This is a genomic window from Streptomyces sp. NPDC088794, assembly GCF_044750545.1.
In the GTDB taxonomy this organism is placed as follows: Bacteria; Actinomycetota; Actinomycetes; order Streptomycetales; family Streptomycetaceae; genus Streptomyces.
Window position 1 is genome coordinate 107364 of record NZ_JBIVKB010000001.1, and the last position, 24157, is coordinate 131520.

Sequence of the window (24157 nt, forward strand, 5' to 3'; positions counted from 1 at the left end):
CTGATCCGCTCCTGGGGCCTGATCCGCCGGTCAGGTCCTAGCGCAGCCGCCAGGTGAACTTGTCGCCGCCGACCCACCGCACCACGTCCGGATCGTCCATGTCATGGACCGTGATGCCGAAGACGGCGGCGACTTCCAGTACGTCGGTCACCGCTTTCGCCTCGGCGACCACCAGACCGTCGATCTCCACGATCCGGAACGGCGGTGTGCCCGGCTGCACGCCGAGAACCAGGATCCTCGGGTGGGAGATGTGCGGGCTCGCGATTTCGGTCATGCAATAGAGCGTAGAGCTCATTCCGAAGTCGCGAACCTGCTGATTCGTCCCCCTCGGAGGTCGCCGTGGATCCCCTGGACGCACTGGACCGGATCTCCTTCCTGCTGGAGCGGTCCCTGGCGCCGACCTACCGCGTCCGCGCCTTCCGCGGCGCCGCCCGGGTCCTGGCGGACCTGCCCGCGGACGAGGTCCGCGAGCGGGCGGCCGCCGGGACGCTGGAGTCCTTGAAGGGCATCGGCCCCAAGACGGCCCAGGTGGTGCGCGAGGCGCTCGCCGGACAGGTGCCCGAATACCTCGCGAAGCTGGAGCGGGCCGAGCCCGAACCGCGCCCTCCTGGCGGGGAACGGCTGCGGGCGCTGCTGCGCGGGGACTGCCATCTGCACTCCGAGTGGTCGGACGGCGGCAGCCCGATCGAGGAGATGGGGCGGACGGCGGCCCGTCTCGGGCACGACTGGGCGGTGCTCACCGACCACTCCCCCCGGCTGACCGTGGCCCGTGGTCTGTCCCCCGAGCGGCTGCGCGAGCAGTTGGACGTGGTGGCGGCGCTGAACGAGACCTGGGCGCCGTTCCGGCTGCTCACCGGGATCGAGTGCGACATCCTCGACGACGGCTCCCTGGACCAGGAACCGGAGCTGCTGGAGCGCCTCGACGTGGTCGTGGTCTCGGTGCACTCGAAGCTGCGGATGGACGCCCGCGCCATGACCCGCCGCATGGTGGCCGCCGTACGGAATCCGCACGCGGACATCCTCGGGCACTGCACGGGGCGGTTGATCATCGGGCGGGACGGGGGTTCCGCGCGGCCGGAGTCGCAGTTCGACGCGGACGCGGTGTTCGCCGCGTGTGCCGAGTCGGGCACGGCCGTGGAGATCAACAGCCGCCCGGAGCGGCTGGACCCGCCGAGGCGACTGCTGCGGCGGGCCGTCGACGCCGGGGTGCTGTTCTCGATCGACACCGACGCGCACGCGCCCGGCCAGCTGGACTGGCAGATCCTCGGCTGCGCGCGGGCCGAGGAGTGCGCGGTGCCCGCCGAGCGGGTGGTGAACACCTGGTCCGCCGAGGCGCTGCTGGCCTGGACCCGGGAGCGGTGACACAGGTCACCCCGGATCCGGGCCCGGGCAGGAACACCACGGGGAGGTTGCCCGTTGAACAACACGTGGGTGTGGATGGGACAGTGTCCCCGGGCCTCACCTTTTGCCCACAGGGACGATCGTTCGGCTGAAGCCCTGTGGAGCCTTTCGCCGAGAGGCGACCGCCATCCGCGCCCACACTGTGACCGCCCCGACCGTGATTCCCCCGTCCGGTCGGGGCTTCCCCATGTCCGGGGGGGCAATCGCGCGGCAGTGTCCGGTGCGGTCGCGCGGGTTCCGCTTGACTTCGAGAGCACTCCAATCCGTAGCGTTTCGGACATGACCACTGCACAGCACAGGATCGGATCCGGTTTCGGCGCCACCTCCACCGCCGACGAGGTCCTCAAGGACATCGACCTGACCGGAAAGCTCGCGATCGTCACCGGTGGCTACTCGGGCCTCGGTCTGGAGACCACCCGCTCGCTCACCGCCGCGGGCGCCCACGTCGTCGTCCCCGCGCGCCGCAGGGCGACCGCCGAGGAGGCCCTGGCGGGCTTCGACGGCGTCGAGGTGGACGAGCTGGACCTCGGGGACCAGGAGAGCGTGCGCGGCTTCGCGGAGCGCTTCCTGGCCACCGGCCGCACCATCGACATCCTCATCGGCAGCGCCGGGATCATGGCCTGCCCTGAGACGCGCGTCGGACCCGGCTGGGAGGCCCAGTTCGCGACGAACCACCTGGGCCACTACGCCCTCGTCAACCGCCTGTGGCCCGCGATCGAGCCCGGCGGCGCCCGCATCGTCTCCGTCTCCTCCCGCGGCCACCACGCCGCCGGCATGCGCTGGGACGACGTCCAGTGGACGCACGGCTACGACAAGTGGGAGGCCTACGGCCAGGCCAAGACCGCCAACGTCCTGTTCGCCGTCCACCTCGACCGGCTCGGCCGCGACGCCGGGGTCCGCGCGTTCTCGCTCCACCCGGGCGGCATCCTGACACCCCTCCAGCGGCACCTGCCCCAGCAGGAGATGATCGACCGCGGCTGGATCGACGAGAACGGCAAGCCGCTCAACCCGGAGGGCTTCAAGTCCCCGGAGCAGGGCGCGGCCACCCAGGTATGGGCGGCCACCTCACCCCAGCTGAACGGTCTCGGTGGCGTCTACCTGGAGGACTGCGACATCGCCGAGCCCGCCCCGGCGGACGACGAGCGGGTCGGCGTGAAGGCCTGGGCGACGGACCCCCAGCAGGCGGCCCGCCTGTGGGACCTGTCGGCGGAACTGACCGGCGTGAACGCGTTCGCGGTCTGACGACCTTCGTGGTCTGACAACAGGGGTCAGCGGCCTCCGCCGTCATGCTCCGCGTCGGCTCAGCCGGGCGACTCCTCCGGCGCCGGGTGCTCGGGATGGACGGTCGCGGAGCGCGGGTCGCCCTGCCGGCCCGCGCCCGCCTCGTCGGCATCGGGTACGTCCTCGGCGGCGGCGTCGCCCCAGGCCTCCACGCCCGGGGCCGCCTCCCAGGGGTCCTCACCCTCGCGCGCCTGCTGGTCGGGCAGATCCCGCGGTACGGGCCCGCTGTCCTGACCCTTGTGGTCTTCGTCCGCCACGGTGCACTCCTTCGGTCGTCCGAGGGAGGCGGGTACCTGCACGGCCGCCGGCCGAAACCTCAGTGCGGGGCGCGGTCCTCCAGTGCGGTGCGCCAGGCGGGGGCCGGGCCCTCGGGTTCCGGCTCGACCCGTCGGCCGCCCCGGGCGAAGAAGTCGGCGAGCGGCAGGATCGCGGCACCGACGGTGACCGCGTCCGGACCGAGCAGACCGAGTTCGACGGTCACCTTGTCCGCCGGATAGCGCAGTGCGTACGACATCGCGTGCCGGCGTACGGCGGGCAGGAAGCGGGAGCCCAGCTGGAGCCCCGCCCAGCCGCCGATCAGGATGCGCTCGGGCTGGAAGAGGTTGATCAGGTCGGAGAGGCCCGCGCCCAGGTACTCGGCGGTCTCCTCCAGGACCGCGAGTGCCACCGGGTCGGCCGCCGTGCCCTCGGCCGGGTAGGCGGCGGCGAGCATCGCGGTCATCGCGGTCTCCTCGTCGGTGCCCTCGGGAAGCCGGCCGCCCTCGTCGCGCCACCGGTCAAGGAGCGACTCGGCGCCCGCGTAGGCCTCCAGGCAGCCGAGCGCACCGCACCGGCACCGGCGCCCCCGCACCCGTACCGTCAGATGCCCCCACTCGACCGCGCGGCCGTGCTCCACCTCGGGGGTGACCAGGCAGGCGCCGACGCCGGAGCCGAACAGGACCACGACCGCGTTGCGGGCGCCGCGTCCCCCGCCGAACCACATCTCGGCCTGGCCGAGGGTCTTGGCGCCGTTGTCGATGAAGTACGGAACGGTGTCCGGGAGTTGGGACGTGGAGCGGAGCAGGCTCTCCAGCGGGACCGCGTCCCAGCCGATGGTCTGCCCGTGTACGACGGCCCCCTGCTCCGGGGTGCGTTCGACGATGCCGGGAACGCCGATGCCGACGCCGAGCAGCTGCCCGGGGTCGATGCCCGCGGCCGCGAGCACCTCGTCGACGCCGTCGCGGATGTGGCCGACGATCACCTCGACCTCGTAGCGCTGCTTCGCCAACGGGCGTTCGGCGCGGGCGAGTTCGGTGAGAGTGAGGTCGAACAGCTCGATGCGCACCCGGGTTTCGCCGACGTCCACGCCGATCATGTGGCCGCTGCCGGGAGCGACCCGCAGCAGGGTGCGGGGGCGGCCGCCGTCGGAGTCGACGCTGCCGGCCTCCTCGACCAGTCCGTCGGCGATCAGGTCCGCGACCACGTTGCTCACCGAACCGGAACTGAGGCCGGTGGCCGGGCCGAGCTCGAAACGGCTGAGGGGTCCGTCGAAGTAGAGCCGCTGGAGCACGGCCGTGCGGTTGGCCCGCCTGAGGTCCCGCACCGTTCGCCCGTTGCGCCCCGCCATGTGGCTCCCTTCTAACCCGGTTCGACCTGCAACATACCCCTCGGGACAGGGCCTGCGCGACTTTCTGACAACCCTTAGTTCACGTAGTGAGGTAAGACGAGTGGAAAGTCAGGACCTGGTGGACAGCTCCTCGATATGGTCCAGCGCCGCCACGAGTTCCGGCGCGACCGCTTCCTGGACCCAGCTGTCGGGTCCGGTGTCCCCGCCGCGCGGGACCACTTCCGTCAGCATGATCAGGTACAGGTAGGCGCGGTAGAGCGCGAGCCGCAGCAGTGCGGGGACGTCGAACTCGGCCCGGCCGCCCGCTTCCCGGTAGCCCGCGAGGAACGCCTCGTCCTTCCTGATGTCACCCAGCAGCGCCAATGAGACGAAGTCCGCGAGGGGGTCGCCCCAGAACATGCGCTCCCCGTCGATCAGCCCGCCGATGCTCGCCCAGGGCGTCGAACGGTCCACCAAAATGTTGCCCGGCCAGAGGTCGAAGTGGACCAGGCTCGGGACGGTGACCTCGTCGAGCGCGTCGTACGCGGTCCGCAGCGTCCGGGCGATCTCGTCGACGGGCCGGGGCAGTCGGGGCCGGTAGCGGCGGGCGTCGTCGAGGACGGCGTCGAGCATGCCGGTGAAGGCCGCCCGCCAGTCGGGGGCGAGCGGGCCGAGGGCGCCGGACGGATAGCCGAAGCCCGGCCCTGTGACGCGGTGCAGGCGGGCCACCAGACGGCCCAACTCCGTGCGCAGGTCCACCTGTTCGTCCGCGTGGAGCGAGTCGCCCCAGGGCTCGCCGGGGCAGACGGTCATGAGCAGCCACGGCCTGCCGGCCGCCACGACCCGCGGGGCCGGTACGTCCACGTGCGCCGCCCCCTCGTAGAACTCCGCTTCGGAGACGAGGAGTCGGCGCTCGTGGCGCAGGCCTTCGGCGTCGGGGGCGACCTTGAGGATGTAGCGGGCGCCGTCAGTGAGGCGGAGGTCCTCGACGGAGTTGTAGGTGCCGCCGGTCAGGGGGGTGAGGCGGGCGAGCCGCTCGGGCGGGATGCCGGCCGCCTCCAGCACGTGTCGGGCCCGCTCCCAGGTGTCCGTCACTGTGCGCCCACCCCTCCCCGTTCGGTTCAGCCGCCGGCGTACACGTCCTCGACGTACCGTCCGTCCGTGATCAGCCCGTTGATCCAGTTGTCGGCAGCCGCTCCGTCCGCACCGGACGTGCGGTTGCGGTACAGGGTACGGAACGCGTCCCGTACACCGGGTGCCATACGTGATCCGTCGCCGCAGACCAGGACACGGGCCCCGGCGTCGAGCAGGTCCCAGACCTCGTCGGCCTCGGCGGCGATGCGGTGCTGCACATAGGTCACGCCACCCTCCGGAACCGCGCTGAAGGCCGGGCGGAGGGAGACGGCTCCGGCGGTCTCGGCGGCGCGCAGTTCCTCGGCGTGCAGGAAGTCGGCTTCGGGCGCGTCACAGCCGAAGTAGCAGAGCGCCGGGGCGAGTTCGGTGCCGATGGCGCGGGCGGCCGTGCGGTCGGCGACGGCGCCGCGGAAGGGGGCGAGGCCGGTGCCGGCCGCCACCATGATCAGCGGGGTCGAGGTGTCGCCGGAATCGATACGGAAGGCCTCGCGGCAGGGCTGGATCCGGGCGTACAGCGTGTCGCCGGGCTCGATGTCGGCGAGATAGCCCGACCCCGTGCCCCGGTAGACGCCGTTGCCGGAGCGGGCCGGGGCCTCCAACAGGGACACCATCAGGTCGACGTGGGTGGGGTCGACGGCGGGCGAGGAGGAGACGGAGTAGTGGCGGGGGCGCAGCGGGGTGAGGATCTCCAGGAGCTGGGGCCAGGTCAGGGCGGAGCGCAGCGCGGGGTGGTCCTCGATCACCTCGACGAGGGTGCGCGGGTCGTCTCCGGCGAGGGCGGCCAGGGCGGTCTTCTCGGGCGGGCAGGGGTTCGCGGCGGCGAGCGCGGCCGCCTGCGCCGGGGTCGGGCGCTCCTGCAACTCGACGTGGTGCGCGAGCAGCTGACGTACCGTCAAAGATCGGTCGACGGCGAGTCCGTCGCGGCGCGGGCGGGTCGCGCGGATGTCCAGGACCGCGTCCGGGTCGACGCCGAGTGCGGTGGCGGCGCGGGCGACGAGGGCCGAGGCGTTGACGGGCAGGACGGTGAGGTGGTCGGCCGTGCGGTAGGCGGTGCCGGCCGGGAGGGCCACGCGGACCAGGCGCTTACGGCGCGGGTGTCCGGGGGCAGTGAGGTCGCGGGCCTCGGTGACGGTCATGGGGACGAGTCCGTGCCGTTCGGCGAGGGCGTCCAGGGGACCGCCGGTCAGGGTGCGGACCTCGTAGGCGCTCGCGGGATCATGGCCGGCAGGGGCGGCGGCGGCGTCCGGGTCGCCGTACTTCTCCAGCAGTGCCGTGCGCAGCCGGGTCGTGAACTCCCGTACCGCGCCGGTGAGATCGCCGGAGGCGTCGGCGGCGCCGCGGTCGATCAGCCGGACGGCGCCCAACTCGGCGAGGCGTTCGTCGATCCGGGTCGGGAACTGCTGGTAGGTGGCGGCCCAGTTGCGGTCGCCGACGCCGAGGACGGCGTAGTCGACATCCGTCAGGTCGTGGATGTCCTCCAACCAGGCGGCGAAGGCGGTGGCGTCGTCGGTGGGGCGGCCGTTGTAGGAGGCGGCGGTGATGACGACGGGCCGGTCGGTGGGCAAGCCGGCACTGAAGGCATCGAGGGACGCGACCTCCGTCTCGCAGCCCAACTCGGCCGCCTCGTCGGCGAGTCGGGCGGCGAACTCGCGGCAGGTGCCGTAGTTGCTGCCGTGCAGGAAGAGAGCGCGGGTGCCGGGGCGGACGCGGGCGGGAAGGGCATCCGGGGTGGAGACGGCTTCCGAAGCCGCAGGAGCTACGCCGGGCAGCGGGCCGTGCGGCCGGTCGGCGGACGTGCGCGGAGTCAGCGTCAGGGTGAAGCCCTCGGGCTTGAGGGTGAGGGTCTCCTTCACCTGGAGCGCGTAGTCGGCGTGGTCGTGCAGCCGGTAGCGGTGGACCAGCATGGCCAGCAGCATGGTCGCCTCGTGCAGGGCGAACTGCCGCCCGATGCAGGCGCGTTCACCGGTACCGAAGGGCTTGAAGGCGTGCACCGGGCGCGCCTCCTCCGCCTCCGGGGTGAACCGGGCGGGGTCGAACAGCTCGGGGTTGTCGCCCCAGACGGGCTGCCGGTGCAGCATCGGCGCCAGCACGGTGACGGCCTGCCCGGCGCGCAGCGGGATCCGCCCGCCGAGCAGCGTGTCGGCCAGCGCGTGCCGGCTGAAGGCGGCGGCCGTCGGCCACAGCCGCAGCGCCTCGTTGAGCACCTGCCTGGTGTAGGTCAGTCTGCCGACCTCCTCGTACGTCGGCTCGGGGTCCGCCTGGTCGCCCCAGAGCGCGTCGACCTCGCGCTGGACGAGTCGCAGCGCGGTCGGGTCCTTGGCGAGGTGGTACAGCGCGAAGGACATCGCGCCGGAGGTCGTCTCATGGCCGGCGATCAGGAAGGTGATGACCTGGTTGCGGATGTTGGCGGTGTCGAGCGTGCTGCCGTCGGCCGGGTGGCGGGCGGTGAGCATGAGCCCGAGCAGGTCGTCGGCGTCTGGTTGATCGGTGCCGGTACGGGAGGCGATCACGTCGTCGACGACCTGGGCGAGGTAGTCGGCGTCGTCCCGGAAGGCCGCGTCGGCGGCGGAGTGGTCCTGGCCCGGGGTGCGGGCGAGCCGGTTCATGCTCCACTCCAGGCAGCGGACCATCGCCTCGACGAACGGATGCGCCTCGTCCCGCCCGAACGACCCGAAGTCGTAGCCGAACCCGGCAAGGCCGATGGTGTCGAGGGTCATCCGGGTCATGTCGTCGGGCACGTTCACCGCCTGCCCGGCGCCGGCGGCCCGGTCCCAGGAGGCGACGAGCCGACGGGCCACCTCCAGCATCACGGGGTGATAGGTGCGCATCGAGCCCAGCGCGAAGGCCGGCATCAGGATGTCGTGCGCCTTGGCCCAGTTGGGCTCATCGTTGTACGCCGTGAACAGCCCGTCGGCGGCGAACTCCCGGACGTTCTCCAGGGCCGGCCCGACATGCTTGGCGAACCGCTTCTCGTCGGCGAGGTCGGCCACCAGATCGAGATCACCGACGAACAGGGTCTCCCGCCCGTGCAGCCGCCGCACCAGCACGGGCCCGTGCTCCCGCATGAGAGCCATGACCTGCTGGATCGGCGTGTGTCCGGGTCCGGTGGCGGTGATGTCGACGACGGGGACGCCGGGGTGGGTGTCGGTGGACCGGGGTGTGTGGGGGTGCAGCGCGGTGGGGGGCATGGCGCGACAACTGCCTTTCGCGGTACGGGAGTACTGCGATCCAGGTTGGTCCAGGTGGGGCCGGGTCCTGTGCTGCCGCACTACATGATTGTGCAGTCGAAAGTGTCCAACAGGACTTGTGTGAGTCCGTAGGACCACTCAACGTCCAGGTCAGTGGCTCAGGCTGTGGATCCGGGCGTCCTGTACCCGCGCTGCGGATACTTCGGGCCGAACTCGGCTGCCATGACCTGGGACACGACGTACAGCGTCAGGGTGTCCGCAGGGATCGGCGCCAATACGGTGCCGCTTGCCCGCAGCACGCCGGCACTCCCGTGGCCCGTCTCGTAGCAGTCGACCGACTCGTCGGCGAGCGGCAGACCGAGCGCCGCCAGACGGGCGTGCACCGCGCCGATGCTGTCGTTGTGACCCCGTACGGCGGCGATCAGCTTCCCGAGTGCCTGAGCCGCCTCCTGCCGCGCCCTGTCGACCGTCTCGGCGGAGTCGGACAGTTCGGCGTTCAGCTTCTTCAGCTCGGGCAGGTGGGGGCGCTCGGCCGTCTTGCGGGCCTTGAGCGCGTGGTCCTGACGCTCCTTGGCATCGCGCAGTTCGGTCAGGCGCCCGACCTCCAGCCGGATGGCGTCCGCGGTCTCCTCGCGGTTGGCCATGGCCAACCGGGTGCCCCGCTCCCGCATCTCGGTGACGCGTGCCTCGGCCTGCTCGATGTCCTGCTCGGTGATCACGTGTGCTCCTTCAGGCGATGGACCGGCGGCAGAACTCCTGCCGGACGACGGGGGCGGTGGACTGCTGCTCGGCCAACTGGGGGTGCGGCTTGCGCGAGCAGGGCGTGCGCTTCGCGGATGACACGGGAGGCGTCGGGGTCACCGGCGAGGGCGGCATCCTGGTGCTCGGTCAGGGCACGGACGTATGCACGGCTGGCGCTCATGGCCATGTTCTGAGCCAACGCTTCGTATGCGGCGCGGACGCTGTTCATATGGCTGGAGTCGGCCGCCACGGCAATCCCTTTCCGACATAGACGCGCTTTGAATTCTCTCCATACATTCTAGCGGGGAATTCAGGTACTTGAATAGTCGATCGCCTTTCGTCAACCCTTCCGGTCAACTTCACGGTAAAGAATTTCCTTGCTCAAAAATTACCTAAGAATCTTTTGGATCTTGGCGCGCACACTCGCGCAATGCGTGTAATTTTTTTCAGCCTTATAAGACTTCAGACATAAAGGGCATAACACCTCTCGGCCACATTGACCTGCAAGAACCTCAAGACATCCCATGCCGATCACGGTAATATTGAATGCAGGAATTCACTGCATCAGAGACGGTATGACGCTCAACCTGGCGAATAAGACAGGCATTCTCGGGCACCTGCATACAAAGGGCACCGCCCGTCGCTGCGGTGGTTGACAGCCAGGGCGGGAAGTCCGTCGACATTCCCGAACGGCGTGATCAGCGTGGCGTTCGACGACGGAGCCGACTCGATCTGGAACTACGTCCGCCCCGCGATGGACACCAGGCCGAGGAGATCGACCGCCTCACGCACGAACTCGCCGACCGGGCCGACGAGGCGCATGGGCACAGCCACCCCCACGACTGACCGGCTACGCCTGCGGGGTGCCGTTCATGGAACTGGACTGCTTCTTCGTGGTCCGCTTCTTCGGGCTGCGTTTCGGAGCCTCTTCTTTCTGCGACTCCCCCTTGCTACCCATGCGCCCGCTGTTGATGAGCATCTCGTCAATGACTTGTTTCCGAGCCTCGTCCTGGCTCTCGGGGCCGAGTTTTACGATGAGGCGTTCGGCGGCAAGATAGTAGCTGTTCAATACCGGTTGATCGAAGTACCGGTTCAACTGACCGATCGCTTCCTTGTACAGGGTCAGGTAGGTCTTGCTGAGGAAACCGGACAAGAGGGTGCTGAACGCAGCGAGAGCGCCGATGAACCAACGCACCTGTTCCAGGGGTACGAAGGCGCCGCCAACAGCAGCACACACGAGAAGAAAAAGGCCGACCCGCATGGCGGTCCGAGAGGACTTGAATGACTTGTCCGCTTGCTCGGTAACGATGTCGTGGTAGGTCTTGATCTGGTCCTGGTTCAACTGCATGAGAGTTTCGAGTTCGCTGGCGAGCCTCAACTTCTCCAAGGCTTTGGCGTGCAGGTCCCGTTCTGCTTCGAGACGCTGGTCGAAGGCGTCGTTCTGGTTACGCAAGTACCTGCGCTGTTCGATGAGCCATGGAACTAAGAACATCATGGCCGCCAACGCCCCGATGACCAAAACCACAAACGCTACTTGGGGGTTGATCTCCGTACTCTGATCATTCTGGCCGTGCGCGACGAAGAAGGTTGCGGCGACCCCAACGACGAGGCCAATCGTTAAAGTGCCAACAGCTTTCAGTTCCCGAAGCGTTATCGCTCTACGCTCCGCAGCCCGTCGTCTTTTATGAGCGAGAGATATACCGCGTAGTTGAGAGTCCCGCTTTTTTGATGAGAGCTTCTTGCCTTCTGCCATCTGTCCCCCCAGGCACTCAAGGGCGGCAGCGTAGCGCCTGACTACCTATCAGGGCAGGCGTTCTTCAGGTAGTGAATCCGGTTCGTGACCAGGCGACTGACCCAGGGTCAGATGGCGGACAGGATGTTGGCCGCGAGTCCGACCGCAATACCGAAGCCGAGGATCGCCGGACCTCGGTACGACACCCACCGGTGCTCGTCGGCGCCCTGGAGGTACTCACGCACACCCTCCAGCTGGTCCCCGACGGTCTTCTCCGAGGCGGTGAGGGCTCCGGTGTAGTCGCCGCGGATACGGTCGCTCAGTTGCCGTTCACGGTGGGCGAGTTCGTCCGGCAGGCCTCGCTTCCAGGCCTCCAGGGCGGTCAGGCGCTGCTCCAGGGTCTGGTTCTGCGGTATGAGATCCATCGCCATCTCCGAGGTCGCCGCGAGGCCCAGTGAGGCGTACGTGACGGAGCGGCGTTGAAGGTAGTCGGCGAGACGACGGCGGGCGGCGTGGATGTCCCGGACAGTGAGCAGGAGACCACCGGCTTCCAGGGCGGCGGCGATCGAAGCCAGGGTCACGACAAGGGCGGTCATGACCTGGAGGGTAGACCTGCACCGCGATACAGATCCGTTCCGCTAGTCGGCCAAGGCAGTGAGCGCACTCGTGATCACGGCACGCGCCGCTGCCCCGTACACCGCACCCTCAGCGAGTCGGTCGAACGCCTTCATGTACAGCTCCACCGTGCTGGGCTGCACATGCGTGGATGCGGCATCCAGGGAATCGGCGTGCACCCGCGCGCCGTCGAATACGGTGAACGTCGCCATCGGCCACACCGTGCGCTGCACCGCGAACGGGATCACACCCAGCGAAACCGCCGGCATCGTCATCGCCGCCAGCAGATGACCGAGTTGACCCGCCATCGTCTCCGCGTCGCCGATCCGGTGCCGCAGAACCGACTCCTCCAGGACGATCGCGAACCGGTGATCACCCTCCCGCACCACCGAGTTGCGGCGTATGCGGGCCTGAACGGCTTCGCTCACGTCATCCGGCGTACCCCGGAACGAGGCGATCGACTTCAGGAGCGCGGTCGCATAGCCAGGCGTCTGGAGGAATCCCGGGATCACATCGGACGTGTACACCCTGAAGTTCCTGGTCCGCTGATACAGATCCGCCCCGGACTCCTGCAACTGGCGCAGCCCGGTGCGCTGAAGGCGGCGCCACTCGACGTGCATCTCGGAGCTTTGCCGGTTGGCGGCGACGAGATCCGGCGCCTGGCCGTCTGCGCCGCACGCCGTGCACCATGCCCGGATGTCGGCGTCCGACGGCGGGGTCCGGGCGCTCTCGATCCGGCTGCTCTTGGACTCGTGCCAGCCGCAGCGAACGGCCAGCTCACGCTTCGAAATCCCTGCGTCCAAGCGGACGTCCCGCAGGCGGGCGGCGAGAGCTTCACGCGCCTGCTGAACGCTGGCCGACGGGTGCGGAGACATGAACTGGCCGATCAATCAGACGCTGTACCGGTCGTGCGGGATTGCGCGTTCCCACACGGATTCGAAGGAGTCGGCGAGGTGCTTGATCAGCGCCGGGTCCTCCGTGAACTCGTCCTCGACGACGGCCCCGTCACCGTCGAAGTGGTGGATCCGGGCCAACCGGCCGTCGAACAGCCAGAAGTCGACGCCCGGCAACGAGAGATCCGCCGTACGACGACGCGGCAGCCAACGCACCACCTCGCCCGCCTCGACCAGCTCCCGCGTCATGGCGTGCTCCCACCGGATGTACTCACTCACCGGCTCCGACACGATCCGGGCACGTCTCATGACCACGCCGCGAGCGACCGTGTCAGCGGTCGTCTGAAGGTAGGGATCCCACCACGACGCGCGGTCCTCCCAGTCGATCCGCTCGCCGTGCTGCCATGCCCGGAACCGGTCGGTCGGGGCATAGCCGTCCCGTAGTTCGAGGTGCACCGCCGAGTGCTGGCACTCGGCAAGCAGCTCAGCGAACGTGGGTACGTTCGAGGGCATCGCATGCCTCCCGGATCGCCGGGATCATCCGGGCGGGGATCCGGACGATGGCCTCGGTGTCGGGCACCGGCCCATTTGCCGGGGACGACGCTTCGCACGCTGCCTGCGTCCCGGCGTCCGGCAGCCAGCCCTGCACAAGAACCTCCTGCGCTTCGGTGTCCGCCCATACGGTAGGGCAATGATCACGATCGGTGTCAGGATCGATGCCGACGAACTCCACAGCCACTGTGCCTCCCCGGTCGGCTACTTGCTCAGACTTGCACGAGCGTCGTGCGCTGCCCTGGAAACGTCAAGGGTGCAGCCTGCCAAGATGGTTGTCGTGCAAGCCCATGCAAGTTGCTGGATCGCTAGACTCCGCCGTCCCTAGCGTCGGGACATGGCGACGACAACGACCACCATGGCGGCAGCGGTGCACCTCCCGCTGCCCCAGCTGGAACCCGTGGCAGTCGAGGGATGCGACGTCTGTCGCGCCCTCGGCAAACAGAGAGCCGAGGCACGGACGGCAGGGAACATGTCCCGGGTCTCGGACTGCAACGTCGAGATCCGCGCGCACTCCGATCACCACGGCGGCAGGCCGTGAGCGGCGTGCGATGGGAGTGGCGGGACGCTGGCAGCGGCCCCGGACATCTTCAAGCTGTGGCCGACAGCCAGACGTTCACCGCCGTGGAAACGGCGTACCGCGCACTCCTGAATCACGGAGTTGCATGCCAGGCGTGCAGGAACCCGGAGACGAGTTGCGAGGAGGCCGAGAGCCTGCACCGCGCATGGCGTGACGCAGGCGGCCCATGGGCGCAGTGACCGGTACCGACCAAGACAGCCCCCGCCACGGTGGGGCTGTCGCATGAGTGCCGGCGGACCGAACTCGCGGGACTGTACGGGCGTCTGACGCGGGTTTGAGAGGTTGAGCGGGGGGATCGATTGATGGGTGATCGGGCGCCAGATGGGGACCCAGGCCCCCTCCGCTCTCGCTTTCGGTCCACATCGTTTGGCTCTTCATTCGGGCTAGGCGGGCAGGGGGCGGACCATGACGGGGATGCCGTCCCGCCAGATCGGCACTGAGGCCTTGCGCCCGGCGACGACGACATCGACCTCGACGCCCGTACGGTCGAGGTCGGCGACACCCGCACCCTGATGTCCCGCAAGGGTGTGCCCTCCACGGTCATCGAGAAGGGCGTAAAGACAGAGGCGGGCAACCGGCTCCTGCCGCTGCCCGACCTGGCGTACGGCGCTCTCGCCGCCGCCCGGGTAGTGCAGGACGCCGAACGCCTTACCAGCGGAGACCCGTACGCCGGTGCCGGGTACGTCTTCGCGGACGAGGCAGGCAGCGCGCTGACGACGCGCCACCTCCGGGAGCACGCCTACCGGCTCATGACACGGCTTGGCCTGCGCAAGGTACGGCTGTACGACGCCCGCCACTCGTGCCTGTCGTACCTCGCCCTCAAGGCCAAGGTGCCTGACGTCGTCCTCGCGGCGTGGGCCGGACACGCGAACGTGAGCGTCACGAAGAAGCACTACGTCCACGTCTCACCCGAAGATCTCCGAGAGGCAGCCGACGCCCTCGACTCCGGGCTCATGGTGCGACGTTCGGGAGGAGGCGATACAGACCCTGTGTGAGATTTCGTGAGACATCAGAGCTAGTCGATCATGCAATCTAGCCTCTGACCTGGATGTTTAACTTTGATTGCACTACATGATTGTGTAGGGGACAGACCCGTGTGGCCCTTGCGCTGAGCCCCCAGGAGGTGCGAATGGACTGGACCCGTCCCGAGGCGGTGGTGTGGCGCAACCGTGCCCTCATGGTCTTCGACCGGGTCGCGGTGCCGGTCGCGGTGTGCGATGTGTACGGCATGGTCCAGCTGGCCAATCCGGCGATGGCGGCGGAGTGCGGTACGACACCGGGGCGGCTGCGCGGCCGGGACGTGCTGGAGCTGTTCCGGCCGCAGGAGACGACGCAGGTGGAACGGATCGCGGAGGCGCTGCGACTACGGCACCGGTCGCGCTACCAGGTGTCGGTGCAGTGGCGCGCGGAGGGCGGGGCCGAGCGGTACGGCGAGCTCACGGCCGATCCGGTGAGCGACACCGTTGAGGACACTCCCGCCCTGCTGGTGATGCTGCGCGTCCTCGGCGAGCGCGAGCCGAGCGCGGAGTCATCGGCCCGGGGCACGACGGTCACGCCGGTCACTCTGGTGGAGGCCCGGATCCTGGCGCTGCTCGCCGGGGGCGCCACCACCGCCAGAGCGGCCCGCGAGACCGGGCTCACCACGGACGGCGTCACGTATCACCTGCGGCGACTGTCGGCCCGGTGGGGCGCGGCGAACCGGACGGAACTGGTGGCGCGGGCCTATGCGACGGGGGTGCTGGTGGTGGGGGTGTGGCCGCCGGCGCCTGCCGGCGAGGTGGACGCGGGCGGGAGCTAGCGCGGGTTCACGATCTCCTGCGGCAGGCCTGCCGTTCCCGCGCCCTCCGGCGCCCCGAAGCGAGCCAGGGTGTGCCACACCTTCTTCAGGTCCTGCAGTTCGTAGCGGCCGGTGCGTGCCGCGTCGCCGATGATCCGTGGGTCGACGCGGCCGTCCTCGGCGATGCGGGTGCCGAGATCGACGTACTCCTGACCTCGGAAGTCGGCGTGCCGGCGCAGGTCCGGGACGGACAGGACGTATCCCGGGTGCCACTCGACCGCGCACGGCAGGCGCTCCGCCGCGGTCTCGACCGGTGTGTCCCGGTAGCACGCGTCCAGGACCAGGGCCTCCACGTCCTCGGCCAGGTCGACACCGCCGTGCACCTGCGCCTCGATGTAGTCGTCGAGGGCGTCCCGCTCGTCGGCCTCGGCCTGGGCGATGAGGGACATGCCGGCGGCGACGCCGAAGTCGGTCGGCTCGGCTGCGCTGTCGGGGTAGCAGAACGTGGCGCGGGCGAGGGCCGCCGGGGCGAGCCGGAAGTGCGAGGAGCCGAACCGCGGGGCGGCGCCCACCACTTGGTGCCGGAAGTTCAGGGCGCCGTACACGGGTCGGTCGTGCGGGACGGCATCGTCGTAGGCACCGCCGAAGATCCGGCTCTCCCAGCGCCAGCGGTCACCGCCGGGGTGCGCGGTGAGGCCGCCGTTGCTGGTGCCCGTGACGAACTGCGAGTGGTAGGCGCCGTCCTGGGCCAGCCGGAGGAGGACGGGGAGGTCGCCCGCGAACCGGTCGGGGTGGAAATTCAGGGTGATCCGGTGGTGCGGGGCGACTGCCGGGCCCGCGGACCGGGCCGCGACATGCATCAGCGCCCGGCGCGCCCGCGACGGCCCGACGTGCCCGAAATCCATTGGCTTCTCCTCGCTTAAGCTATATACCATCGCCAAGACCCTAGGAACCCTAGGTTTCCCCGGCGGGACCCGCCGGCCGATCCAGGAGCCCTTTCATGAGATCACTCACCGAGCCCGACATTCGCAACTCATTTGTGAACTGCTCGAAGGGAGAGGCCAAACGCCTCGCGGTCCCCCGCGATCTCGACCAACACCCTTGGGACGACCTGGACTTCCTCGGCTGGCGCGATCCCGGAGCCCCCGATCGCAGCTATCTGGTCATGGAGCGGGAGACGGGGCTCTTGGGCGTCACACTGCGCTTCCAGCCGGCACAGCACGGCTATATGCACCGCAGCATGTGCTCCCTGTGCCTGACGACCCACCCGCGCGGCGGTGTCTCGCTCATGACCGCACGGAAGGCCGGCCAGGCGGGCCGCGACGGCAACTCGGTCGGCGTGTACATGTGCGCCGACCTCGCATGTTCCCTCTACGTACGCGGCAAGAAGATCTCACAGAGCGGCGCCCGGTTCGAGGAGAGCCTGACCCTGGACGAACAGATCGCCCGGACCACGGGCAACCTGTCGACCTTCATCGACAAGTTGTACGTCTGACGTCGGCGAGCACCGCGTCCGACGACCGGCACCCCGTCGACCTGGCGACCTGGCGACCGGCCCCTCAGAGGTCCGCCACCGCCAGGACGATCTTGCCCCGGTTGTCCCGGCTCGCCAGCCGCTCGTGCGCGGCCCGTGCTTCTTCGAGGGGCAGGACGGTCTCCACCGGCACCCGATAGGCCCCGGCGGCGACTCGTTCGGCCAGTTCACGCAGGTCGGGACGGGGGTCGTAGCCGTGGATCTGGAGGTTGGTGAGCTGGAAGCCGAGGATCGCCGCGTTCTTGGGATAGAAGTCGCGGGTGTCGACGGTGCTGGGCTCCAGCGCGACGTTGGCGAGCGCGACGACCCGGCCGCCGTGGCCCACCTCGCGCAGGCTCCGCCCGAACGCACGGCCGCCGACGGCGTCCACGACGACGTCGGCACCGCGTCCGTCGGTCAGCCGCAGGATCTCGTCGACCTCCGCGTCATCGGGGAACGCGGAGGTGTCGAGGACGTCCTGAGCCCCGAACTCCCCGGCCCACGCGGCCTTTTCGGCCGAGCCCGCCAGTGCGATCACCCGGGCTCCGGCCTCGGCGGCGATCTGTACGGCCGCGGTCCCGACCCCACTGGCCGCGGCCTTCACCACCACCGTGTCCTCCTTGGTGACCCGGGCGAGACTCCGTAGGCAGTACCAGGCGGAGAGCCAGGCGACGGGCAGCGTGGCCGCCACGGTCAGGCTCAGACCGTCCGGCAGGACGGTCACCCGCTCGGCTGGCACCACCGCCAACTCGGCGTAGAAACCAGGGGCGTCTATCCCGTCCAGCGCCATCACCCGCTGCCCGACGGCGAGTTCGGTCACCCCCTCCCCCACGGCCGCGACGACTCCCGCCGCCTCCGCTCCGGGTATCAACGGCGGACGCCCGGCCCGGTGGTAGCGCCCGGACCTGATCAGCGCGTCGGCGCGATTGACGCCCGCCGCCGCGATCCGCACCAGCACCTCGCGGGGCCCCGCCACGGGGTCGGGCACCTCGACCGGCACCAGCACCTCGGGCCCGCCGAACTCGTCGATCCGTACCGCACGCATACCGCACCTGCTTTTCTCTGCCGCAGCCGTCCCCACACACCCGGCTGACACCGGTTAAAGTGGTGTCACCATCCGACACCGCTTCAACCGGTGTCAAGAGCTGCCGCTCGGATGGGAACTTCCGGCTACGACACCGCATGAACCGGTGTACCTCGGTGTAACCTCATCTCCATGAGCAGCACCCCGGCACCCGCCGATCCCGCTCCCACCGACCCGGCACTCACGTTCCCCTTCATCGGCGGCCGCCCCTGCCTGGACTTCGTGGCGACGCTCGGCAAGCGGCATGCCACCCCGCTGGAGCGGATCCCGGACACCGCCGCGCTGTCCCGCTGGTTCACGGAGGCGGAGCTGGCCGCGGGCGACGAAGCGGTTCGGGTGACCGCCCGGGACCTCGCCGACGCCCGTGTCCTGCGCGAGGCGATCCACCGGGTCCTGCGGGCCGCCATGGACGGAGGCCGGCCGGACGCGACCGACGTACAACGCGTCAACGACGTGGCCGCGCGGCCGGACCTCGCTCCCCAACTGGGCCCCGTGCACTGGACCGCACGCCACCCGGCTCGCGCTGCACTGGCCACGGTCGCCCGGGACGCCGTACTCCTGGTGGGCGGTCCCCTGTTGGAGCGGGTCAAGAAGTGCGAGAACCCGGACTGTTCGCTGCTGTTCCTCGACGACTCCCAGGCCCGGCGCCGACGTTGGTGCTCCATGGAGCGCTGCGGCAACCTGGCGAAGGTCGCCGGCTACCGATCGCGCAGCCGGGCCGCCGACACCCGGTGAAGGTCGGTCCGACGCTCACATAGCCGATGTCCGCCCACTGTCTTCGCTGTCCGGTCGCGATCACGGGTTCGATGCGAAGGTAGAAGGGGAAGGGCCCGAGGATGCGTGATGTACGTGAGTGGAGGGCGTCCCTCGTGCGCTTCGTGAAGCGTCGCAGGGACCCCGTGGTCGTGCAGACGCTGCGATCGGCGGTCGCGGCGACGGTCGCCTACGTCGTCGCCCTGCGCCTGAGCCCCGAGCCGGCGCCGCTCACCGCCCCGCTGACGGCCCTGCTGGTCGTCCAGGTCACCCTGTACGCCACGCTCACCAACGGCATCCGGCGCGTGAACGCCGTCGTCGCCGGTGTGCTCGTGGCGATCGCCTTCAGCCTCCTGGTGGGCCTGACCTGGTGGAGTCTCGCGCTGCTGATCCTGGCCTCGCTGGTGGTGGGGCGCCTGGTGCGGGTCAACGAGTACGTGCCCGAGGTGGCGATCAGCGCGATGCTGGTGCTCGGGGTGACGACCGTCGGGGACACGGCCTGGGCGCGGGTGGTCGAGACACTGATCGGCGCGGTCGTCGGGCTCGGATGCAACCTGCTCCTCGCACCACCGGTGTGGGTGGAGGAGGCGGGCGAGTCGATCGAGGGCCTTGCCCGGCGGGTACGGCGGCTGATGCTGCGGATGGGCGAGGAGGCCGCGGGGCGTACGCCGGTGGAGCTCGCGACCCAGCGCCTGCACGAGGCGCGCCGGCTCGACCACGACATCATCGACGTGGACGCGGCGCTGCGGCAGGCCGAGGACAGCCTGCGGCTCAATCCACGCGTGCGTGAGGGGCTGCTGCACCGGGTGGTGCTGCGCACGGGGCTGGACACGCTGGAGATCTGCACGGTGGTGCTGCGGGTGCTGGCCCGCACCCTGACCGACCTCGCGAAGGAACGCGAACCCGAGCGGCTGTTCCCGGCCGAGACGGGCGCCGTGGTGGAGCGGTTGCTGTGCGAGGTCGGCGACGCCGTGGTCAGCTTCGCCGTGCTGGTCACCTCCGACGTCAGCAAGAGCGCGGAGTCGGCGGAGGCCCGGCTCGCCGCCGAGCTGCGCCAGGCCTCGGCCACCCGCGACAAGCTGGCCCTGCTGCTCCTGGAGGAGGTCCAGCGCGACGCCCGGACCTGGCAGCTGTACGGCGCCGTACTGACCGAGGTCAACCGCACCCTCGACGAACTGGACACCGAGCACCGCTCGCGCCGGCTCCTTGAGGAGCTGGACCGCGTCTCCCAGGAGCAGCGCGAGCGCATGCCGCGGCTGACCCGGCTCCAGGAGGCACTCCACGATTCCGACCTGCCGCGCGTTCCGGACGCGCTGCGCCGGAACCGTCCCGGTACCGGCCGTCGTTCTAGGTGACGAAGTCACCGGGGCGGCGTACGTTTCCGGCACCGGCTACGAGGGGGCGGCGGATGACCGACAGCACCGTGCGGATCGACGGGAACACACTGCGGCTGCCGGGCGGAGTGGCGGTGCGGTTCATCCGTACCCTGCGACTGCCCGAGACGGGCACCCATCCCCTGCCGCCGGGCCTCGGCGAGTTCCCGGTCCGACGGGTCGCCGACTTCCCCGACACCGTGCCCGAGGAGTGGCGTGCGCGAGGCGGTGTGATGCTGCCGGTGTATCTGCGCGAGGCGATGTGGCTGAGCTTCGGCGGCACGACGGAGCCGGCCGCCCTCCAGGTCGGGGTCGGCAAGGTGTGCGCGGTCTCCGGGAAGCCGTGGAGCGACCGGCTGGCGCGGAAGCCGCAGAACTACGTGGTACTGCCTCGCCAGCCCTGGCTGGACGGCATCAACTCGGGCAAGGGCACGGTCCGCCAGTTCGTGGCGGTGCCGCTGGGCCTGGGTGCGACCGTCGAGGGCCAGGTGACGGGCGAGGAGGTCTGGGGCGGCGTACAGCTTCAGTCCTTCTCGCTGAAGGAGAAGCAGCTGGCCGCGTGGCGGGCAGCGGAGCGGCGCCGGGCGGAACGGCCGCCGTCGATGCCCATGGCGGCCGGGGGTTACGGCGCGGCGATGCCCATGGATGAGGGGGGATACGGCGCCGCGATGCCCATGGCGGCACCCGCTCCCAGTGGCGCGCCGGCTGCGGCGGCGGCCCGGCGGAAGACCGCCACGGCGATGGGTCTCGGCGTCGGCGGCTCGATGCGGCAGGAGGTCTACACGGACGACCGGCCGCTCAAGGACTGGGCCCCGGAGCCCGCCGGGCGCGTCTTCGTCCATCTGGTGACGCCTCCCGAGTGGCGCCGCATCACCGGCGAGGCTCCCCCGCCGTCGCCGGTGGACCGGGCGGCATACACGCGCGCGGGGCTGCCTTGGTACGACTACTACGACCAGGACGCACAGGATCTGGCTCCCACGGACACGCTGGAGGGCGTGAAGCCGGTCGGCGACTGGCTGGGCGACGACCACGAGCCCTGGGAACCGCCCGCTCCGCACCAGGTACAACCGCTGGGCGACGCGCCGGGCAAGCCGGTGAAGGACGGCGACTGGTAGACCACGACGTTTCACGGAACGCGTCATTTCGCACGGCGCGGACACTCCCGCGGCCCGTCCGGGCGTTGCACTCCACGCAACGCCCGGTGCCGTTCTTGCATGTGCCGGGTGGTCCACGTCAAGGTGGCTGTCACGACCGGGACGACCGATCACCTGAGGTGCGGACATGAGCAGTGGGACCGGAGCGACGAACGGCGGCTGGAGCAGGCGCCGTTTCGTGGGCGCGCTCGCGGGAGCGGCCGCCGTGACAGCGCTGCCCGCGCCGGCCCCGCCCAGATCCACACCGACGTCCGCCGTGACGACCCCCGACCGGGCGGTGGCCCAGAAGGATCAGCCGGCCACCGGGCAGCGACCCGCGCCGGAGCCCGTCGGCCCCCGCCCCCTCTACCTCGGCACCTACACCTCCGTCGCCGGCGGCGGCAAGGGCATCGGCCTCGCCACCTACGACTCCGCGACCGGAAAGATCACCGGTACGGGCACGATCACCGGTGTCGCCGATCCCTCGTACCTCGCCGTGCACCCCGACGGCCGCACCCTGTACGCGGTGAACGAGCGCGAGGCCGGCGCCGTGACCGCCGTACGCCTCGCCGACCGCAAGGTCCTGGGCAGCCGCGGTACGGGCGGGGCGGGGCCCTGCCATCTCTCCGTGCACCCGAGCGGCAAGTGGCTGCTGAGCGCGAACTACACCTCGGGCAGCGTGGCCGTGCACCCGATCGACGGCGCGGGCGCGCTCGGTGAGCGCACCGACCTGGTCACGCACTCAAGCCCCGCGCCCGGACCGGGCCAACAGGGCCCGCACGCCCACCAGTTCGTCACCGGCCCGGACGGCGGCCATGTGCTCGCCGTGGACCTGGGAACCGACACCGTCTACACCTACCGACTGGACGAGAGCACCGGCAAGCTCACCGAGACGTCCCGCGCGCAGACCCGCGCGGGTGCCGGTCCGCGCCATCTGACCTTCCACCCCGGCGGGCGGTACGCCTACTTGGCGAACGAGGTCGACGACACGGTCGCGGTGTGCGGCTACGACCCGTCCAGCGGCCGTCTCACGATCGGCGCGCCGCAGTCCACCGGCTCGGGTTCGGGCACCAACTACCCGGCGCAGATCCTGGTCACGCCGAACGGCGCCTTCGCCTACCTGGCCAACCGGGGGCACAACAGCCTGGCGCGCTACATCGTGGAGGCGGACGGCGCGCGACTGCGGTTGCTCGACACGGTCCCGGTGTCCGGCGACTTCCCGAGGCAGATCGCCCTCTCGCCGGACGGGACGCTGCTGTTCGCCGCGAACCAGAAGTCGGGCACGGTCAGCGTCTTCCACGTCGACGGGGACAGCGGTGAACTCCGGCTCACCGGCGCGCCGTTCGCCTCACCCGTCGCCGTCTGTGCGCTGCCGCTGTAGCGGGCGCGGGCAGGACGCGTTGCCGGCCTGCGTGAGCAGAACGTGCATGCGCTCCGTGAGCTGTCCGACGTCGTCGGCGGGCTTGTGGAACGGCAGTCGTACGTCGCCGTGGGTGCGGTTGCGTTCGATGCGCAGGGTGAGTCCGTGCCGGTCCACGGCGAGGGGCTGGACGCGGACCGCGCCGTGCAGGCTGTCGCGGTCGACGAGCCGGGTGAGGCGCTCGACGGCGTCGGCGTGGCAGTCGGCGAGGTGTGTCAGCAGCCGGGCCTCGGCGCCGGCGAGCGGGTCGGGCGCGGCGGCGGCGAACTCGTCGAGGGCGACGACGACCGCGCCGGTCGGCGGGCGCAGCACCACGCGCGTTGCCTGGAAGGCGAGTTGGCCGTCCTCAGGGACGAAGTACCCCGCGAGCCAGAGCCTGGCGCGGATACGGTTGCGGACCGGGACGGGCGCGACGTCGGCGAACTCCAGGACGGCGGACGGCTCGCCGCGGGGCGCGCAGATCGCGGCCGCGTTGAGCGCGCTGTCCTCGGGCACCTGCACCAGCACCCGGCCGTCGTCGGTCACGGTGTGCGCGCCGACGAACTCCTCGCGGCCGCCCTCCCCCGTCACCGCGCAGGACCACGCGGCGGCGAGCACCGAGCGGGCGCGTTCCGCGGCGGGGGGCGCGGCCGTCCAGGCCTGGCTGTCACCCATTCCGAACCTCCTTAGGTAAGCCTTGCCTAACTTACCGAAGATCGGGGCGCACGCCAACCATGGGGGCGCACTCGGCGCGTCCCCCGGGCGATTCCCTCTAGGCGATGACTCCCAGCAGGGCCCGGGCACACAGGTCCCGCACCTGCTCCCGCGTCAACTCCGAGTCCCGCAGCCACTCCAGGCACACGGCGGTCGTGAAGGCCAGCCAGCCGCGGACCGCGAGCCGGACGACGGGACGTTGCTCGAAGAGCGGGCCGAACTCCGGGTCCGCGGCGAGGGCCAGCAGGATCTGCCGCTCCTGGGCCGCCAACGCCCGCTGATAGACGCGCCGTACGGCCTGGTCGCCGGCCGCGTCGGCGCGGTGAAAGGCACGGAAGCCGTGGGCGTGCGCCTCCACGTACGTCAGATAGGTGTCGAGCCCGGCGGTGAGCTGCTCGCGCGCCGGCACCCCGGGCACGGCCGCCGTCATCTGGAGCATGCGCTCGCTCTCGCGCTCGACGACGGCCGCGAAGAAGTCCCGCTTCGTCGGGAAGTAGTGGTAGAGCAGTCCGCGCGAGACCCCGGCGATCTCGGCGACCTGCTCGATCCAGACCTCGTCGTAGGGACTCTCCGAGAACAGCCGCGCACCGACCGACAGCAGCTGCTCCCTGCGCGCCTCGGTGCTGAGTCGGCGGCGCGTGCGCTCACCCTGCTTCGCGACCATCCCCGCACTTTACTTGACGCGAGTTCAACAAGGGGATCAGACTGA

Annotated in this window: 25 protein-coding genes; 10 read left to right on the forward strand and 15 right to left on the reverse strand. The window is 70.4% G+C overall.

Annotated elements, in window-relative coordinates; all coding sequences use genetic code 11:
* Positions 1-37: 37 nt before the first annotated feature.
* A complete protein-coding gene (locus ACIP6U_RS00470) occupies positions 38-274 on the reverse strand; it encodes a hypothetical protein (protein ID WP_123996268.1) in 237 nt (78 codons plus the stop codon).
* Positions 275-339: 65 nt separating this feature from the next.
* Here ACIP6U_RS00470 and ACIP6U_RS00475 point away from each other — a divergent pair, with 65 nt between their 5' ends.
* On the forward strand, positions 340-1362 hold the full coding sequence (locus tag ACIP6U_RS00475) for a PHP domain-containing protein (protein ID WP_401710727.1): 1023 nt from the start codon (positions 340-342) through the stop codon (positions 1360-1362).
* A gap of 318 nt (positions 1363-1680) precedes the next feature.
* Positions 1681-2643, forward strand: a complete 963-nt coding sequence (locus tag ACIP6U_RS00480) for an SDR family NAD(P)-dependent oxidoreductase (RefSeq protein ID WP_401710730.1) — start codon at positions 1681-1683, stop codon at positions 2641-2643.
* Positions 2644-2702: 59 nt separating this feature from the next.
* Here ACIP6U_RS00480 and ACIP6U_RS00485 read toward each other — a convergent pair whose 3' ends face one another.
* The 10 genes from ACIP6U_RS00485 to ACIP6U_RS00530 all read right to left on the reverse strand — a co-directional run bounded on the left by ACIP6U_RS00485 (position 2703) and on the right by ACIP6U_RS00530 (position 13309).
* On the reverse strand, positions 2703-2939 hold the full coding sequence (locus ACIP6U_RS00485; RefSeq protein ID WP_401710733.1) for a hypothetical protein: 237 nt from the start codon (positions 2937-2939) through the stop codon (positions 2703-2705).
* A 59-nt stretch (positions 2940-2998) separates the two neighbouring features.
* Positions 2999-4288, reverse strand: a complete 1290-nt coding sequence (locus ACIP6U_RS00490) for an ROK family protein (protein ID WP_401710735.1) — start codon at positions 4286-4288, stop codon at positions 2999-3001.
* 108 nt (positions 4289-4396) lie between these two features.
* Positions 4397-5362 (reverse strand): phosphotransferase family protein, encoded by a 966-nt coding sequence (locus ACIP6U_RS00495; RefSeq protein WP_401710738.1) that lies wholly within the window; start codon positions 5360-5362, stop codon positions 4397-4399.
* Between the two features lie 26 nt (positions 5363-5388).
* A complete protein-coding gene (locus ACIP6U_RS00500; protein ID WP_401710741.1) occupies positions 5389-8589 on the reverse strand; it encodes a cytochrome P450 in 3201 nt (1066 codons plus the stop codon).
* A gap of 158 nt (positions 8590-8747) precedes the next feature.
* The gene (locus ACIP6U_RS00505; RefSeq protein WP_401710744.1) at positions 8748-9308 is read right to left on the reverse strand and encodes a hypothetical protein; all 561 of its coding nucleotides are present in this window, start codon (positions 9306-9308) and stop codon (positions 8748-8750) included.
* Positions 9309-10180: 872 nt separating this feature from the next.
* Complete coding sequence (locus ACIP6U_RS00510) at positions 10181-11083, reverse strand: hypothetical protein (protein ID WP_401710747.1); 903 nt, start codon at positions 11081-11083, stop codon at positions 10181-10183.
* A gap of 107 nt (positions 11084-11190) precedes the next feature.
* Positions 11191-11658: a hypothetical protein gene (locus ACIP6U_RS00515; protein WP_401710750.1), complete on the reverse strand. Its 468-nt coding sequence runs from the start codon at positions 11656-11658 to the stop codon at positions 11191-11193.
* 42 nt (positions 11659-11700) lie between these two features.
* On the reverse strand, positions 11701-12552 hold the full coding sequence (locus tag ACIP6U_RS00520; protein ID WP_401712848.1) for a helix-turn-helix domain-containing protein: 852 nt from the start codon (positions 12550-12552) through the stop codon (positions 11701-11703).
* 15 nt (positions 12553-12567) lie between these two features.
* Positions 12568-13083, reverse strand: coding sequence for a DUF6879 family protein (locus tag ACIP6U_RS00525; protein ID WP_401710753.1), 516 nt, complete (start codon positions 13081-13083; stop codon positions 12568-12570).
* Positions 13055-13309 (reverse strand): hypothetical protein, encoded by a 255-nt coding sequence (locus ACIP6U_RS00530; RefSeq protein ID WP_401710756.1) that lies wholly within the window; start codon positions 13307-13309, stop codon positions 13055-13057. Before ACIP6U_RS00530 ends, ACIP6U_RS00525 begins: the two co-directional genes overlap by 29 nt.
* A gap of 150 nt (positions 13310-13459) precedes the next feature.
* On the opposite strand from ACIP6U_RS00530, the gene ACIP6U_RS00535 reads away from it, so the two are divergent.
* From ACIP6U_RS00535 to ACIP6U_RS00545, 3 genes are all read left to right on the forward strand, one after another.
* Entirely contained in the window at positions 13460-13663 is a 204-nt protein-coding gene (locus ACIP6U_RS00535) for a hypothetical protein (RefSeq protein WP_401710759.1), read from the forward strand.
* A gap of 551 nt (positions 13664-14214) precedes the next feature.
* Positions 14215-14697: a tyrosine-type recombinase/integrase gene (locus ACIP6U_RS00540; RefSeq protein WP_401710762.1), complete on the forward strand. Its 483-nt coding sequence runs from the start codon at positions 14215-14217 to the stop codon at positions 14695-14697.
* Positions 14698-14831: 134 nt separating this feature from the next.
* Entirely contained in the window at positions 14832-15500 is a 669-nt protein-coding gene (locus tag ACIP6U_RS00545; protein ID WP_401710765.1) for a PAS domain S-box protein, read from the forward strand.
* On the opposite strand, the gene ACIP6U_RS00550 is transcribed toward ACIP6U_RS00545, so the two are convergent.
* Positions 15497-16384: a DUF3626 domain-containing protein gene (locus tag ACIP6U_RS00550; protein ID WP_401710767.1), complete on the reverse strand. Its 888-nt coding sequence runs from the start codon at positions 16382-16384 to the stop codon at positions 15497-15499. The genes ACIP6U_RS00545 and ACIP6U_RS00550 overlap by 4 nt on opposite strands.
* A 95-nt stretch (positions 16385-16479) precedes the next feature.
* On the opposite strand from ACIP6U_RS00550, the gene ACIP6U_RS00555 reads away from it, so the two are divergent.
* Positions 16480-16974: an FBP domain-containing protein gene (locus tag ACIP6U_RS00555; RefSeq protein WP_401710770.1), complete on the forward strand. Its 495-nt coding sequence runs from the start codon at positions 16480-16482 to the stop codon at positions 16972-16974.
* Positions 16975-17038: 64 nt separating this feature from the next.
* On the opposite strand, the gene ACIP6U_RS00560 is transcribed toward ACIP6U_RS00555, so the two are convergent.
* Positions 17039-18037 (reverse strand): zinc-binding alcohol dehydrogenase family protein, encoded by a 999-nt coding sequence (locus ACIP6U_RS00560; RefSeq protein WP_401710773.1) that lies wholly within the window; start codon positions 18035-18037, stop codon positions 17039-17041.
* A 171-nt stretch (positions 18038-18208) separates the two neighbouring features.
* On the opposite strand from ACIP6U_RS00560, the gene ACIP6U_RS00565 reads away from it, so the two are divergent.
* The 4 genes from ACIP6U_RS00565 to ACIP6U_RS00580 all read left to right on the forward strand — a co-directional run bounded on the left by ACIP6U_RS00565 (position 18209) and on the right by ACIP6U_RS00580 (position 22716).
* Positions 18209-18811 carry a CGNR zinc finger domain-containing protein gene (locus ACIP6U_RS00565; RefSeq protein WP_401710775.1) on the forward strand — a complete coding sequence of 201 codons (603 nt, stop codon included), beginning with the start codon at positions 18209-18211 and terminating at the stop codon, positions 18809-18811.
* A 101-nt stretch (positions 18812-18912) separates the two neighbouring features.
* Positions 18913-20184, forward strand: coding sequence for an aromatic acid exporter family protein (locus ACIP6U_RS00570; protein WP_401710777.1), 1272 nt, complete (start codon positions 18913-18915; stop codon positions 20182-20184).
* Between the two features lie 53 nt (positions 20185-20237).
* Positions 20238-21317, forward strand: a complete 1080-nt coding sequence (locus ACIP6U_RS00575) for a hypothetical protein (RefSeq protein ID WP_401710780.1) — start codon at positions 20238-20240, stop codon at positions 21315-21317.
* 166 nt (positions 21318-21483) lie between these two features.
* A complete protein-coding gene (locus ACIP6U_RS00580; RefSeq protein ID WP_401710783.1) occupies positions 21484-22716 on the forward strand; it encodes a lactonase family protein in 1233 nt (410 codons plus the stop codon).
* Here the strand turns inward: ACIP6U_RS00580 and ACIP6U_RS00585 are convergent.
* A complete protein-coding gene (locus tag ACIP6U_RS00585) occupies positions 22684-23409 on the reverse strand; it encodes a DUF2470 domain-containing protein (RefSeq protein WP_401710786.1) in 726 nt (241 codons plus the stop codon). The genes ACIP6U_RS00580 and ACIP6U_RS00585 overlap by 33 nt on opposite strands.
* Before the next feature lie 97 nt (positions 23410-23506).
* Positions 23507-24112, reverse strand: coding sequence for a TetR/AcrR family transcriptional regulator (locus tag ACIP6U_RS00590; protein ID WP_401710789.1), 606 nt, complete (start codon positions 24110-24112; stop codon positions 23507-23509).
* Positions 24113-24157 lie beyond the last annotated feature (45 nt).

Excerpts from the sequence above, each read along its gene's own strand:
- ACIP6U_RS00470 (WP_123996268.1), bottom strand. The coding sequence starts at position 274 with ATGACCGAAATCGCGAGCCCGCACATCTCCCACCCGAGGATCCTGGTT.
- ACIP6U_RS00480 (WP_401710730.1), top strand. The coding sequence starts at position 1,681 with ATGACCACTGCACAGCACAGGATCGGATCCGGTTTCGGCGCCACCTCC.
- ACIP6U_RS00490 (WP_401710735.1), bottom strand. The coding sequence starts at position 4,288 with ATGGCGGGGCGCAACGGGCGAACGGTGCGGGACCTCAGGCGGGCCAAC.
- ACIP6U_RS00500 (WP_401710741.1), bottom strand. The coding sequence starts at position 8,589 with ATGCCCCCCACCGCGCTGCACCCCCACACACCCCGGTCCACCGACACC.
- ACIP6U_RS00510 (WP_401710747.1), bottom strand. The coding sequence starts at position 11,083 with ATGGCAGAAGGCAAGAAGCTCTCATCAAAAAAGCGGGACTCTCAACTA.
- ACIP6U_RS00515 (WP_401710750.1), bottom strand. The coding sequence starts at position 11,658 with ATGACCGCCCTTGTCGTGACCCTGGCTTCGATCGCCGCCGCCCTGGAA.
- ACIP6U_RS00520 (WP_401712848.1), bottom strand. The coding sequence starts at position 12,552 with ATGTCTCCGCACCCGTCGGCCAGCGTTCAGCAGGCGCGTGAAGCTCTC.
- ACIP6U_RS00525 (WP_401710753.1), bottom strand. The coding sequence starts at position 13,083 with ATGCCCTCGAACGTACCCACGTTCGCTGAGCTGCTTGCCGAGTGCCAG.
- ACIP6U_RS00535 (WP_401710759.1), top strand. The coding sequence starts at position 13,460 with ATGGCGACGACAACGACCACCATGGCGGCAGCGGTGCACCTCCCGCTG.
- ACIP6U_RS00540 (WP_401710762.1), top strand. The coding sequence starts at position 14,215 with ATGTCCCGCAAGGGTGTGCCCTCCACGGTCATCGAGAAGGGCGTAAAG.
- ACIP6U_RS00545 (WP_401710765.1), top strand. The coding sequence starts at position 14,832 with ATGGACTGGACCCGTCCCGAGGCGGTGGTGTGGCGCAACCGTGCCCTC.
- ACIP6U_RS00550 (WP_401710767.1), bottom strand. The coding sequence starts at position 16,384 with ATGGATTTCGGGCACGTCGGGCCGTCGCGGGCGCGCCGGGCGCTGATG.
- ACIP6U_RS00555 (WP_401710770.1), top strand. The coding sequence starts at position 16,480 with ATGAGATCACTCACCGAGCCCGACATTCGCAACTCATTTGTGAACTGC.
- ACIP6U_RS00560 (WP_401710773.1), bottom strand. The coding sequence starts at position 18,037 with ATGCGTGCGGTACGGATCGACGAGTTCGGCGGGCCCGAGGTGCTGGTG.
- ACIP6U_RS00565 (WP_401710775.1), top strand. The coding sequence starts at position 18,209 with ATGAGCAGCACCCCGGCACCCGCCGATCCCGCTCCCACCGACCCGGCA.
- ACIP6U_RS00570 (WP_401710777.1), top strand. The coding sequence starts at position 18,913 with ATGCGTGATGTACGTGAGTGGAGGGCGTCCCTCGTGCGCTTCGTGAAG.
- ACIP6U_RS00575 (WP_401710780.1), top strand. The coding sequence starts at position 20,238 with ATGACCGACAGCACCGTGCGGATCGACGGGAACACACTGCGGCTGCCG.
- ACIP6U_RS00580 (WP_401710783.1), top strand. The coding sequence starts at position 21,484 with ATGAGCAGTGGGACCGGAGCGACGAACGGCGGCTGGAGCAGGCGCCGT.
- ACIP6U_RS00585 (WP_401710786.1), bottom strand. The coding sequence starts at position 23,409 with ATGGGTGACAGCCAGGCCTGGACGGCCGCGCCCCCCGCCGCGGAACGC.
- ACIP6U_RS00590 (WP_401710789.1), bottom strand. The coding sequence starts at position 24,112 with ATGGTCGCGAAGCAGGGTGAGCGCACGCGCCGCCGACTCAGCACCGAG.